Source organism: Pseudonocardia sp. NPDC046786, assembly GCF_040645415.1.
Classification (GTDB): domain Bacteria; phylum Actinomycetota; class Actinomycetes; order Mycobacteriales; family Pseudonocardiaceae; genus Pseudonocardia; species Pseudonocardia kongjuensis.
Genome location: NZ_JBEYYF010000018.1, coordinates 119,908 through 131,708 on the forward strand (window position 1 = coordinate 119,908; position 11,801 = coordinate 131,708).

The 11,801-nt window shown below is 74.9% G+C and carries 14 protein-coding genes; 8 read left to right on the forward strand and 6 right to left on the reverse strand.

Annotated features, from left to right (window positions below; all coding sequences use genetic code 11):
- Window positions 1-14: 14 nt before the first annotated feature.
- The 3 genes from ABZ881_RS21520 to ABZ881_RS21530 all read right to left on the reverse strand — a co-directional run bounded on the left by ABZ881_RS21520 (window position 15) and on the right by ABZ881_RS21530 (window position 2,398).
- Entirely contained in the window at window positions 15-1,481 is a 1,467-nt protein-coding gene (locus ABZ881_RS21520) for an amidase (protein WP_358487064.1), read from the reverse strand.
- A gap of 135 nt (window positions 1,482-1,616) precedes the next feature.
- A complete protein-coding gene (locus ABZ881_RS21525; RefSeq protein ID WP_344018245.1) occupies window positions 1,617-2,135 on the reverse strand; it encodes an SRPBCC family protein in 519 nt (172 codons plus the stop codon).
- Window positions 2,132-2,398, reverse strand: a complete 267-nt coding sequence (locus tag ABZ881_RS21530) for a hypothetical protein (protein ID WP_358487067.1) — start codon at window positions 2,396-2,398, stop codon at window positions 2,132-2,134. Before ABZ881_RS21530 ends, ABZ881_RS21525 begins: the two co-directional genes overlap by 4 nt.
- Before the next feature lie 60 nt (window positions 2,399-2,458).
- Here ABZ881_RS21530 and ABZ881_RS21535 point away from each other — a divergent pair, with 60 nt between their 5' ends.
- From ABZ881_RS21535 to ABZ881_RS21545, 3 genes are read left to right on the forward strand one after another with little or no spacing between them, the layout of a single operon-like run.
- On the forward strand, window positions 2,459-2,821 hold the full coding sequence (locus ABZ881_RS21535; RefSeq protein ID WP_344018243.1) for a GntR family transcriptional regulator: 363 nt from the start codon (window positions 2,459-2,461) through the stop codon (window positions 2,819-2,821).
- The gene (locus ABZ881_RS21540; RefSeq protein WP_344018240.1) at window positions 2,818-3,708 is read left to right on the forward strand and encodes an ABC transporter ATP-binding protein; all 891 of its coding nucleotides are present in this window, start codon (window positions 2,818-2,820) and stop codon (window positions 3,706-3,708) included. Before ABZ881_RS21535 ends, ABZ881_RS21540 begins: the two co-directional genes overlap by 4 nt.
- Complete coding sequence (locus tag ABZ881_RS21545; protein ID WP_358487070.1) at window positions 3,705-4,454, forward strand: hypothetical protein; 750 nt, start codon at window positions 3,705-3,707, stop codon at window positions 4,452-4,454. Before ABZ881_RS21540 ends, ABZ881_RS21545 begins: the two co-directional genes overlap by 4 nt.
- Before the next feature lie 92 nt (window positions 4,455-4,546).
- Here ABZ881_RS21545 and ABZ881_RS21550 read toward each other — a convergent pair whose 3' ends face one another.
- Window positions 4,547-5,563 carry an NAD(P)-dependent alcohol dehydrogenase gene (locus tag ABZ881_RS21550; RefSeq protein WP_358487072.1) on the reverse strand — a complete coding sequence of 339 codons (1,017 nt, stop codon included), beginning with the start codon at window positions 5,561-5,563 and terminating at the stop codon, window positions 4,547-4,549.
- Between the two features lie 60 nt (window positions 5,564-5,623).
- Here ABZ881_RS21550 and ABZ881_RS21555 point away from each other — a divergent pair, with 60 nt between their 5' ends.
- Window positions 5,624-6,145 carry a GNAT family N-acetyltransferase gene (locus tag ABZ881_RS21555; RefSeq protein ID WP_358487075.1) on the forward strand — a complete coding sequence of 174 codons (522 nt, stop codon included), beginning with the start codon at window positions 5,624-5,626 and terminating at the stop codon, window positions 6,143-6,145.
- 41 nt (window positions 6,146-6,186) lie between these two features.
- Entirely contained in the window at window positions 6,187-6,642 is a 456-nt protein-coding gene (locus tag ABZ881_RS21560; RefSeq protein ID WP_344018231.1) for a VOC family protein, read from the forward strand.
- 1 nt (window position 6,643) lies between these two features.
- On the opposite strand, the gene ABZ881_RS21565 is transcribed toward ABZ881_RS21560, so the two are convergent.
- Window positions 6,644-7,831: a class I SAM-dependent methyltransferase gene (locus ABZ881_RS21565; protein WP_358487077.1), complete on the reverse strand. Its 1,188-nt coding sequence runs from the start codon at window positions 7,829-7,831 to the stop codon at window positions 6,644-6,646.
- 93 nt (window positions 7,832-7,924) lie between these two features.
- Here ABZ881_RS21565 and ABZ881_RS21570 point away from each other — a divergent pair, with 93 nt between their 5' ends.
- Window positions 7,925-9,148 (forward strand): MFS transporter, encoded by a 1,224-nt coding sequence (locus ABZ881_RS21570; protein WP_358487079.1) that lies wholly within the window; start codon window positions 7,925-7,927, stop codon window positions 9,146-9,148.
- 288 nt (window positions 9,149-9,436) lie between these two features.
- The gene (locus tag ABZ881_RS21575) at window positions 9,437-10,780 is read left to right on the forward strand and encodes a family 16 glycosylhydrolase (RefSeq protein ID WP_358487082.1); all 1,344 of its coding nucleotides are present in this window, start codon (window positions 9,437-9,439) and stop codon (window positions 10,778-10,780) included.
- A 45-nt stretch (window positions 10,781-10,825) separates the two neighbouring features.
- Here ABZ881_RS21575 and ABZ881_RS21580 read toward each other — a convergent pair whose 3' ends face one another.
- Complete coding sequence (locus ABZ881_RS21580; protein ID WP_344018221.1) at window positions 10,826-11,173, reverse strand: tetratricopeptide repeat protein; 348 nt, start codon at window positions 11,171-11,173, stop codon at window positions 10,826-10,828.
- Window positions 11,174-11,312: 139 nt separating this feature from the next.
- On the opposite strand from ABZ881_RS21580, the gene ABZ881_RS21585 reads away from it, so the two are divergent.
- The coding region (locus ABZ881_RS21585; protein ID WP_358487084.1) for a glycosyltransferase family A protein at window positions 11,313-11,801 on the forward strand (489 nt) is incomplete at its 3' end.

Below are 11,801 nucleotides of genomic sequence, written 5' to 3' on the forward strand. Positions count from 1 at the left end.
GACGGGGTGTGAACTCAGCAGCCCAGGGGCGGCCGGCGGAACCCGCCGAACTCCCGTTCGACGAGCTCGGCGAAGGCGAGGGTGGTGCGGTCGCCGTACATCGGGCCGATCGCCTGCACCCCGACCGGCAGCCCGTCGGCGGCCGGGCCGACGGGCAGCGCGGTCGCCGGCAGGCCCGGCAGGGTGGCGACGCCGGCCAGCGCGAGCTGATCGAAGTAGGGGTACCCGGCGCCGTCGACGGTGATCAGCCGCCCGGCCGGGGAACTGTGGTCGTGCGGGTGCGCGGTGGTCGGCGCGACCGGCGCGATCACGACGTCGACCTCGGCGAACAGCTTCCGCCAGCTCTGCTGGACGCCGGCCCGGTGCTGCTCGGCCGCGACCCGGTCGCGGTGGCCGAGCACGGCGCCGCGGACGCGCTCGGCGGCCAGGCCGCGGTCGTCGTCGGCGAGCTCGGCGGCCCTGGCGCGGGCCCGCTCGTAGGCGTCCGGCGGGTACCCCGCGGCGAGGCCGGACTCCAGCAGCCGCATGTACACCCGGGCCGCCCCGGCCTGGTCGGGCAGCAGCGGGCTGTCGCGCAGCACCGTGGCCCCGGCCCCGGACAGCGCCTCGGCGAACGCGTCGATCGCGGCCCGCACGTCCGCCGAGCAGGGCAGCAGCGGATGCCCGTCGAGGACCAGGACGCGGTGGTGGCGGAGCTCGGTGTGCCGGGCCGGCGGGAGGGTGAGCCGGTAGGCGATGCCGTGCGTGAGCTCGTCCGGCCCGGCGAGCACGTCGAGCAGCAGGGCGAGGTCCGCGGCGGTGCGCGCCATCGGCCCGATCACCGCGAGATCGTGCTCGGCGGGCAGCACCGGCAGCCCCGGCGGCGTGTGCCCACGCAGCGGCAGCAGGCCGAGCGACGGCTTGTGCGCGTACACGCCGCAGCTGTGCGCCGGGTTGCGCAGCGATCCGCCGATGTCCGAGCCGAGCGACAGCGCCCCGTAGCCCGCGGCCAGCGCGGCGGCCGACCCGCCCGACGATCCGCCCGGCGTGCGGTCCGGGTCCCACGGGTTGCCGGTGGTGCCGTAGACGTCGTTGAAGCTCTGCAGGTCGCCCAGGTGCAGTGGCACGTTCGTGGCGCCCAGGACGACGGCGCCGGCGGCCCGTACCCGCTGCACCGCCAGTGCGTCGGTGTCCGGGACGGCCTTCTCGTGGCCCGGGATGCCCCAGGTGGAGGGCAGCCCGGCCATGTGGAACGACTCCTTCACGGTCATCGGCACGCCGAGCAGCGGCCGCCGTTCGCCGCGGGCGAGTGCGGCGTCGGCGGCGCGGGCGGCGTCGCGCGCCCGGTCGAGGTCCGGCACGCACACCGCGTTGAGCGTCCGGTCGTGCCGCTCGATCCGGGCGATCGCCGCGTCGGTCAGCTCGACGGCCGAGACCCGGCCCGCGGCCAGGTCGGCGGTCAGCTCGACGGCACTGCGCCAGGCCGGTTCGGTGTCGCTCATCGGGCCCCCGTCGTTCCACCCCGTGGGCGCTCCGGTGGCGCGGGACGGTCTCGCCGCCCCCGGGTGCCGCCAGTGTTCAGGATTCCGGCGGGTCCCGGCGACCGGGTTGCGGTTCCGCGGGGCCGTCCCGACGGCTCAGCGCGGGTAGTGCTGCGCCGTCGCGGCCAGGGTCGCCGCCCAGTCCGGCATCGGCCCGCCGGCCAGCACGGCGGCCAGCCGGTCCAGGTACCAGTGCCAGCCCGGCCCGGCGTCGGCCGGGCTGAACGAGTCGGGCAGCACCTGCTCGAAGTGCAGCACGGTGCCGGCATCACTGCCGCTGCCGGCGCCGGGTTCCAGCGACACCGACAGCTCCCACCCGGGCCCGTCGTCCTCGGCGACCCGCACCGCCAGCCGGTGCGGCGGATCGCACTCGGTGACCAGCGTCTCGGCGGGCGGCCCGCCGCCGTCCTCGTCGCTGGTCAGGCTCAGTGCGACGGTGCCGCCGAGCCGGGCGTCGCCGGTCCAGGTGCCGAACCAGCGGGCGCACCGCACCGGATCGGTGATCGCCGACCACACCTCGGCGACCGGGTCCGGGAAGGTGCGCCGGAACACCAGCCGGTCCCGGCCGTCGGGCCCGCGGCGGACCTCCCCGGCCGGGCCGGGCGCGGCGCTCACCGGTCGCCCGGCAGGACGCAGAGCTGCTCCGGCGGGCGGGCCACGGCCTCGCCGGGACCGCCGTCGCGCGCTCGCCGGTGGATCTCGTGGGCGTCGAGCAGGTCGTTCATCCGGGTTCCCTCCTGCGGTCGCGGGCCGGTCCGGTGCCGAGTACGTCGAGCCGCTGCGGCGAGGAGCCGCGCGGCCGGCGCGTCGAACACATGCAGTTGCAGCTTATATAAGTCAGAACAGAAATAGAAGCCGGACTGGACGGCCGGGTTCATCGGCTCTATGGTTCATTACATGACTAATGAACCACCGCACTACAACACCGGGAGGTCGCCGTGAACGACGACGGTCGCCCGCTGTTCGTGCAGATCGCGGAGGAGATCGCCTCCGCGGTGGTGGACGGGACCTACCCGGAGGAGACCCAGGTCCCGTCCAGCAACGAGCTGGCAGCGTTCCACCGGATCAATCCGGCGACCGCTGCCAAGGGGCTCAACCAGCTCGTCAGCGAGGGTGTCCTCTACAAGAGACGGGGGATCGGGATGTTCGTCGCCGAGGGGGCGCGGACCCGGCTGCTGGAGAGCCGCCGGGAGGACTTCGCCCGGCAGTACATCGCTCCGCTGGTGATCGAGGCCCGCAAGATCGGGATCGACGCGGAGCAGCTCAAGAAGATGATCGACGTCTGGGGGGACGACCGATGAGCGTGATCGCCGCCGCGATGCACGGCGTCACGAAGCGCTACAGCGACGTGACTGCGCTGGACGACGTCAGCTTCACCCTGCAGGAGAACCGCATCCACGGGCTGCTGGGCCGCAACGGCGCCGGCAAGACCACCGCGATGCAGATCCTCACCGCGCAGAACTTCGCGACGTCGGGCACCGCCGAGATCTTCGGCGAGCAGCCCTACGAGAACGCACGGGCGCTGGCCCGCACCTGCTTCATCCGGGAGTCGCTGAAGTACCCGGACGACTACAAGGGCCAGCACGTGCTCACCGCCGCCTCGCACGTCTACCCGCACTGGGACCAGGCGTTCGCCGACCGGCTGGTCGAGGAGTTCGGCCTGCCGCTGAACCGGGCCTGCAAGAAGCTCTCCCGCGGCCAGCACTCGGTGGTCGGGGTGATCATCGGACTCGCCTCGCGGGCGCCGCTGACCTTCTTCGACGAGCCGTACCTGGGCCTCGACGCGGTCGCCCGGCAGATGTTCTACGACCACCTGCTCGCCGACTTCGCCGAGCACCCGCGCACCGTCGTGCTCTCCACGCACCTGATCGACGAGGTGTCCGACCTGATCGAGCACGTGGTGCTGATCGACAAGGGCCGGGTGCTGATCGACGAGGAGGCCGAGGCGCTGCGCGGACGCGCGATCGTCGTCACCGGGCCGGTCGAGACGGTCGAGCGGTTCGCCCGCGACCACGTGGAGCTGCACCGTGAGCAGCTCGGCGGGTTCCTGCGGGTCACCCTGTCCGGCGCCCGCCCGGCGAGCTCCGAGCCGAACCTGTCGTTCGAGCCGGTCTCGCTGCAGCAGCTCGTCGTCCGGACCACCCAGCAGAACTCCGGAGTCCGCCTCGACCGGGAGGTCCTGTCATGACCGCCGCCACCGCAGAGCCGACGTCGCAGCCGGCGTTCTCCGGCGCCGACCGGGTGCTCGCCGCAGCCCGGCTCAGCACCGTCGCCGTCCGGGACCGGGTGGGCGGGGCCTGGCTGATCTTCGCCGCGGTCTTCGTGATCCACCAGGCGATCTGGTGGGTGATCCGGGCCAACGTCGGAGAGGAGGCGAGCGGCTTCACCGGCGCGCTGTCGTCGTTCTACTTCATCGTGGCCAGCACCTACCTGGCGCTGATGACCCAGGTGATGCCGTTCGCGCTCAGCCTGGGCATCACCCGGCGGCACTTCTACCTCGGCACCTCGCTGCTGGTGGCCGCCGAGACGCTGTTCAGCGCGGTGGTCCTGACCCTGTTGCTGCACGTCGAACGCTGGACCGGCGGCTGGGGGCTACAGGTCCAGTTCTTCGAGATGGGCTTCATGGCGCAGTCCAACCTGCTCCTGCAGGTGCTCGCCTACTGGGTGCCGCTGGTGGCGATCTCGTTCCTCTTCCTCGCGATCGGTGCGGTGTTCCGGCGCTGGGGCCAGACCGGGGTGTGGGCGGTCTGCGTCGGGATGCTCGCCGTCGTGGCCGCGGTCGTCATGTACATCACCTGGCAGAACGCGTGGCGCTCGTTCGGGACGTTCTTCGTGGAGACGCCCACGATCCTGCTCCTCGCCGGCTACCCGCTGATCCTCGCGGCGCTGTCGGTGGTCGGCGGATACCTGGTGCTGCGCCGGGCGCAGCCCTGATCCGTCCGATGATCCACGACCGGGTGGGGGACCCGGTCGCACCGTGTGCGGTCCGGCATCACCGGGGGGTGGCGCCGGGCCGCACACGTACGTCAGGGCCGGACCATCACCTTGACCTGCGCCGGATCGGGGTCCAGCGCGTCGCCGACGTGGTCCAGGTCGACGTGCCCGGTCACCAGCCGGTCCAGGTCCACCGACGGGGCCAGCGCGACCGCGGCCGGCCAGGTGTTCGCGTAGCGGAACGTGCCGGTCAGGGTGATCTCGCGGGACTGCAGCGCGGACACCGGCAGCGTCATCTCGTCGGCGCCCATCCCGACCAGCACCGCCGTCCCGCCCGGCCGGACCGCGGCCAGCCCGCCGAGCACCGCCGGGGCCACCCCCGAGCAGTCGACGAACACGTCGACGCCGGCCCCGGCCGCGTCGTCGGCGGCCGGATCGAGCACCGCGGTCGCCGCGAACGATCCGGCGAGCGCGCGCCGTCCGGCGTCCGGGTCGCTGACCAGCACCTCGGTCGCACCCTGCACCGCGGCGGCCCGGGCGACGAGCAGCCCGATCGGGCCGGCTCCGGCGACCAGCACCCGCGACCCGGGCCCGGTCCCGGCGCGGCGGTGCGCCCACAGCGCCACCGACAACGGCTCCAGCAGGGCGGCGGCGTCGTCGGAGACGTGATCGGGCACCGGATGCGCGAAGTCGTCGGCGATCGCGACGTACTCGGCGAACGCGCCGTCCACCGGCGGCGTCGCGAAGAACGCCATGTCCGGGCACAGGTTGTAGGCGCCGGTGTGGCAGTACCGGCAGCGCCGGCACGGCACGCCCGGCTCCAGCGACACCCGCTGCCCGATCCGCGCGGCGTCCACCCCGGTGCCGACCGCGACGATCCGGCCGGCCGGTTCGTGTCCCAGCACCAGCGGATCGCGCACCACGAAACCGCCGATCCGGCCGTGCCGGAAGTAGTGCACGTCGGAGCCGCAGGTGCCGACGGCGGCGATCCGGACCAGCACCTCCCGGTGCCCCGGCCGGGGCACCGGCCGCTCCTGCACCTCCAGCTCTCCGGCGGTGCGCAGCACGCTGCACCGCATCGACTCCGGCACCTCGACGCTCGTGGTCACAGCGCCGACCGTGGCACGGGCAGCGGCAATCCGCCCACCCGGCGGGCGATGATGGTCGGCGTGGACGTGCGGATCGACCTGCTCGACGAGCGCGGGCTCGCGGAGCTGCTCGACGCGGCCGTCGCCGGCGCGGACCCGGGCGAGGTGATGCCCGCCGGGCCCGGTGCGGTCTGGGACGACCGGCTGCGCTCCGGCTTCCTCGCGTTCCACCGGCGCCGGTCGTTCGGGCCGGACCCGGTGGAACGCACCTGGGTGGTGCGGGTGGACGGCCGCGCCGCCGGTGCGGTGCGCCTGGAGCCGGGCCCGGACGGCACCGAGTTCGGGATCTGGCTCGCCCGCGGGGTGCGCGGCCGCGGCGCCGGGACGGCCGCCGTCCGGCTGCTGACGGCGGCGGTCGGGCCCGGATCGGGTGAACCGCTCGTCGCGCGGACCACCGCGTCGAACGTCGCCGCACTGGGTCTGCTGCGCGCGCTCGGCGCCCGCTGGGCACCCGGTGGGGAGGGCGCCGTGGCGCTGCCGACGGGCACGGTCGATCATGTGCAGCGGCGCGGACCTGGACACGGGGTCGGCCCGACCGATTGACTTCAGGCCGTACGTGACGGCCGGACGAGGAGAAGGTGCCGATGGGTGCGGGCATCGAACGACCGGCCGTCACCGGCTTCCACCACGTGTCGGCGGTCGTGTCCGACGTGGAGTCGAGCGCGACCTGGTACCAGCGGGTGCTCGGGTTGCAGCGGCTGCCGATGACCTTCCCGCACCACGGCGTCGGCGGCGCCCGCTATCCGGTGCCGGATCCGGACAAGGCCGCCCTGCTGCTCGACTCGGCGACCGGGGTCATGATCGAGCTGCACGCGCCGACCGGCGGCGACGGCGGCCCGGACCGCGGTGCGCTCGACCATCTCGCGTTCGGCGTCGCCACCCGGGACACGCTCGACAGCTGGGCGGCCTGGCTGGACACCCTGTCGGTGCCGCACGAGGGCGTCGTCGACCGGACCGACCCGACCGACTACGCGACGCTGGAGTTCCGCGACCCGGACGGCATCGCCCTGGAGTTCATCTACTTCCCCGGCCGCGGCTGACTCACGGGTCCACGCAGACCAGGCCCCACGGCCGGTCGCCGACCCGGGTCATCACGACCGTCGCCCGCCGCGATCCGCGCCCGCGCAGCCGCCGGGCGAGCGCGTCGACGTCGCCGGCCAGTCCGCGGCGCCGCACGTCCACCGCGCCGACGTCGAGCTCGCGCAGCAGCCGGGGCAGCCGCTTCTGGTCCCACGGCCGGGAGTCGATCACCCGCAGGGTCCGGGCGAACGGTGTGCCGGGCGGCTCGTCGTCGGCGGTCAGGAAGGCGATCCGCCGGTCGATCCGGGACGCCCCGGTGCGCCCGGCCAGCGCCGTCACCAGCCCGGCCCGGGTGACCGCCGGGTTCGGATCGAGCAGCCAGCGGCCCGGTTCGACGACCGGGACGCCGGTGTCGCCGTCGTCCGGATCGGGCTCGCCGGCCAGCGCGTGCGCGGTGCCGTCGGTGTCCAGGACGGTCGCCCTGGTCCGCGCCCCGGCCAGCGCGGGCGACCACAGCGCGGCCTCCTTCAGCTCCCGGCCGAGCGCGACGAACTCCAGCTCCCAGCCGGGCGGCGCCGCGGCGTGGTCGACGCCCGGCGCGGCCTTGATCCCGACGGCGTCGGTCCGCTCGGTGAGCCCGACGCACCAGTCCAGCGGGGGCTCGGAGTCGCCGGTGCGCATCCGCCCGCCGGTCGAGCGGCGGGCCGGGTCGACGAACACGCCGTCCGTCCCGGACAGGTCGGCGTCGCGCACGTCGCACCGCACGGGGTGCAGGGTCCCGCCGTGCACCGCGACGTTGCGCCGGGCCATCCACAGGTGCACCGGGTCCAGGTCGACGCCGGTCACCTCGCGCCCGTCGGCGAGTGCGATCGCGTCCCCGCCGATCCCGCAGCACAGGTCCGTCAGCCGGCCGCGGCCGCGGTAGCGGGCGGCCCGGTGCCGGGCGATCACCTCCGACGACGCCTGCTCCAGCCCGTCCCGGGTGAACCACATCGATCCGGCGCGGGCGAACTTGGCGGCGGCCCGGTCGCGCAGGTCGGCGAGCGCCATCGCGTCGGCGACCAGCGCGGCGTCGTACTCGCGGCGCAGCGCGGTGCCGATCCGCAGTGCCGCCGCACCGGACCGGTCGGTGCCGGCCAGCCGGTCCAGCAGTGCGGTCCCCTCCGGCCCGGCGAGCCGGGCCGCCCGGGCGGTCTCCTCGTGCTCCACACCGACACCATTCCGGACGGCCGGGTACCGGTTGCGGCCCGGGTTCCGGCCCGGGCGTACCGTCGGTACGGGTATCGGGGAACAGGGGGGATCGTGGTCGAGCAGGACGGCCGCGTCCCCGGCGTACCGGCGCGCGGCGCCGCCCTGCCCCGCGAGATCCACGTGCTGGTCGGGGCCTCGTTCGCGATCGCCATCGGGTTCGGGCTGGTCGCGCCGGTGCTGCCGGCGTTCGTCCGGTCGTTCGACGTCGGGATCACCGCCGCGTCCGCGGTGATCAGCGTGTTCGCGTTCTCCCGGCTGGTGTTCGCGCCGCTGTCCGGGACGGTGGTCGGCCGGTTCGGCGAGCTGCCGGTGTTCGTGTGGGGTCTCGCGGTGGTCGCCGTGACCACCGGCGGGCTGGCGTTCGCGACGGCCTACTGGCAGCTGATCGCGCTGCGGCTGGTCGCCGGGATCGGCTCCACCATGTTCACGATCTCGGCGGTGTCGCTGCTGGTCCGGCTCGCCCCGGCGCACCTGCGCGGGCGCGCCACCAGCCTCTGGGCGACCGGGTTCCTGCTCGGCAACATCGCCGGCCCGCTGCTCGGCGGCACGCTCGCCGCGATCGACGTCCGCGCCCCGTTCCTCGTCTACGCCGGGCTGCTGGTGCTGGTGCTCGCCGTCGGCGGATGGCTGCTGCGCAGCCCGGACGGACCGGCCACGGAGGAACCGGCGCCGAGCGCGCGGTTCCGGGACGCGCTGCCGCACCGGGCCTACCGGGCGGCGCTGGTGGGGAACTTCGCGAACGGCTGGACGGTGTTCGGCGTCCGGATCGCGCTGGTGCCGCTGGTGGTGGTCGAGTCGCTGGGCCGCGAGGACGCCTTCGGTGGCGTCGCGCTCGCCGTGTTCGCCGCCGGGAACGCGCTGACCCTGCTGCCCGGCGGCCGGATCGCCGACCGGCTGGGGCGGCGACCACCGCTGATCGCCGGGCTCGCCGTGTCCGGTGCGGCGACCGCGCTGCTCGGCTACACCGCGTCGCCGTGGCTGTTCCTGGCCCTGTCGCTGGTCGCCGGGCTGGGCAGCGGCACGCTGAACCCGCCGCTGAACGCGGCGGTGGCCGACGTGATCGGCGACCGCGCCCGCGGGGGGTCGGTGCTCGCCGGGTTCCAGATGTCGGCCGATCTCGGCGCGATCACCGGGCCGCTGATCGCGGGCGCCCTGGCCGAGGGGGCCGGGTACGGGCCGGCGTTCGCGGTGACCGGCGTGCTGTCGCTGGTCGCGGCGCTGGTGTGGTGGCGGGCGCCGGAGACGCTGCCCGGCCGGGACACCGCCGCCCGCTGAGCCGGCCCGGCGGTCCGGTCACGCACGGCGCAGCGGCGTCCACCCGGACGGGTTCCACCACGTGCCTCCCGCCGTTCACAACCGTTCACCCCGGTCCCCGGGTTCCCGTCCGCCCCGCACCGGCGACCGCTCACCGACGCCATGGGCCGCCGCGGCCGCGGATCGGGGGACGCCCGTCCGGGTGGGGTCACCGCACTGTCGGGTGGCTCGCGTGGTCGGTGGGTGCGGTCCGCACATAGCGTCCGCCATATCGGACAAGCCGGACACGGACGGGGACGGATCGGAGCCATGAGGCGCGGACTCGCACGACGCACAGTGATCGGCACGACGGCGGTGGTGACGGCGAGTGTTCTCGCCTTCAGCGGGGGCGGGATGGCCCTCGCCGACGGGGCGGCTGCCCAGCCGGAGCGGACACCCGCCGTGTCCGGGGAGTGGTCCGGTGACGGCGCGGAGTCGGGGATCCCGGCGTCGGCGCTGCGTGGGGGTTCCTGGCGGTGGGGTGCCGAGTCGGCGGGTCCCGATCCGGCTGCGGACCCGGCCCCGGGTCCCGCCGAACCGGCTTCGGGGGCCGCCGAGCCCGCCGAGCCGGTCGCCGGTCCGGACGATCCGGCACCGGCCGGTCCCGCGGGACCCGGTGGTCCGGGGACCGGTGCGACCGGTCCCGCGGAACCCGCTGCCGCTCCGGCCGGACCCGCTGCGGACCCGGCCGCCGAACCGGCGGACCCGGCTGCCGAACCCGCCGAGCCCGCTACCGGCTCGGTCACCGATCCGGCTGCGTCCCCAGCCGTCGAACCGGCGGACCCGGCCGACCCGGCCCCGGTCACTGAGCCCGCCGACCCGGCCGACCCGGCCGACGAGCCCGCTGCCGGGCAGGACCCCGACGACCCCACCGCCGACCCCGCCCAGGACCCGGCCGACGAGCACGCCGACACCGCGGCCGAGCGGCACGGCTGGGGTACCCCGCTCCCGGCCTCCGACGAGTTCGACTACGTCGGCCCGCCGGACCCGGAGCGCTGGCACCACGCCGGCGAGTGCTGGCCGGGGCACGACGGCAACGGCGGCCGGTGCGCCAGCCGCTCCACGGTCGACGGGGAGAAGCTCGTCCAGACCGGCCTCGCGAACGGCGACTCGGCCTGGATCGCGTCGCGGTTCAACCAGCAGTACGGCCGCTGGGAGGCGCGGGTCCGGTCCGAGGAGAACGGGCCGAACAACGGCCGCCAGTACCACCCGCTGCTGATCATCTGGCCGGAGTCGAACCGCTGGCCGCAGGACGGCGAGTACGACTTCCTGGAGAACATGGCGCCGGGCGAGGACTGTGTCGAGGCGTTCATCCACTACCCGCACGCGCCCGGTCCGGTGCAGCAGGAGTTCGTCCGCGAGCAGGACTGCGGGGAACCGCTCACCGAGTGGCACAACATCGGCTTCGAGTGGACCCCGGACCACGTCAAGGGCTTCATCGACGGCGAGGAGTGGTTCAGCTTCTCCGGCGGCGCGCGTGGCAGCAGGGACAGCATCCAGGACATGCCCAGCGGGCACCTGACGATCCAGCTGGACAACTTCTTCGGCGGCAACATGCAGCCCGCGACCTACGAGATCGAGTGGGTCCGCATCTACTCGCTCGACGACGACTGACCGGGGAGCCGCTCGTGCGCACATCGCGCACGAGCGGCCCGCCCGTCAGCTCCCGAGTGCGGAGGCCAGCCGCAGGTGCGGCGCGGCCTCGTCGTGCCGGGAACGCCGCTGCAGGGTGCGGCCGAGCAGCAGGTGCGCGTACCCGTCGGACGGGGTCCGCTCCAGCAGCTCACGCAACACCGACTCGGCACGGCCGAGCTGGGCCGAGTGGTAGTAGGCCCGGGCCAGCAGCAGCCGGACGGCGGTGGCGTCCGGCTCGGCATCGGCCAGCTCGGCGAGCAGCCGGGCCGCGGACACGTGGTCGCCGGAGTCGAACAGGTACGTCGCGCGCTCCCACCGGACGGCGGGTGCGGTCGCCTCGCCGGCCGTCCAGGGCAGGGTCTCGAGGTTCATCGGTCCGGCCTCCCTCCGCATTCAGTTGATACGTCAACCACAACCGCGGAGGGGTCCGGTCTGTTCCCGTGACCAGCGTGACAGCGACACCGTGCCGCATCTCAGCGTCGTCACAGCGAGTCACTTGCACCATGGTCACATGGCGACGACACCGGACGAACCGACCTGGGTGGGCGAGCTGGACCGGCTTGCCCCGGCACGCGACCTGGTGGTCGATCCGCGCTTCGGCGCCGCCCGCCTGCTCGTGACGGTCGGCGGCACCCCGCAGGGCCAGGTCACGGTGCCGCTGCGCGGCGGCCGGGCCGCCGCGGCCGAGCTCGACGCCGCGGTGTCCACGCTCGGCCCGGCCGGCACCGTCGATCGCGCGCCGGTCGCGGCGGACCCGGTCACCGTGGTGATCGCGACCCGCAACCGGGCGGACTCGCTGGCCCGCTGCCTGGCCGCGGTGCTCGACTCCGACCATCCGGCGCTGTCGGTGATCGTGGTCGACAACGACCCGGACGACGAGTGCACCGAGCGCGTCGTCGCCGCGGCCGGCTCGCCGCGGGTCCGCTACGTCCGCGAGCCCCGCCGCGGGGCGTCGGTCGGGCGCAACCGCGGCCTGGCCGAGGCCCGCACCGACATCGTC

Coding starts and splice junctions, on each gene's coding strand:
- ABZ881_RS21580 (WP_344018221.1), bottom strand. CDS start 11,173: ATGAACCTCGAGACCCTGCCCTGGACGGCCGGCGAGGCGACCGCACCC.
- ABZ881_RS21520 (WP_358487064.1), bottom strand. CDS start 1,481: ATGAGCGACACCGAACCGGCCTGGCGCAGTGCCGTCGAGCTGACCGCC.
- ABZ881_RS21575 (WP_358487082.1), top strand. CDS start 9,437: ATGAGGCGCGGACTCGCACGACGCACAGTGATCGGCACGACGGCGGTG.
- ABZ881_RS21530 (WP_358487067.1), bottom strand. CDS start 2,398: ATGAACCCGGCCGTCCAGTCCGGCTTCTATTTCTGTTCTGACTTATAT.
- ABZ881_RS21545 (WP_358487070.1), top strand. CDS start 3,705: ATGACCGCCGCCACCGCAGAGCCGACGTCGCAGCCGGCGTTCTCCGGC.
- ABZ881_RS21540 (WP_344018240.1), top strand. CDS start 2,818: ATGAGCGTGATCGCCGCCGCGATGCACGGCGTCACGAAGCGCTACAGC.
- ABZ881_RS21560 (WP_344018231.1), top strand. CDS start 6,187: ATGGGTGCGGGCATCGAACGACCGGCCGTCACCGGCTTCCACCACGTG.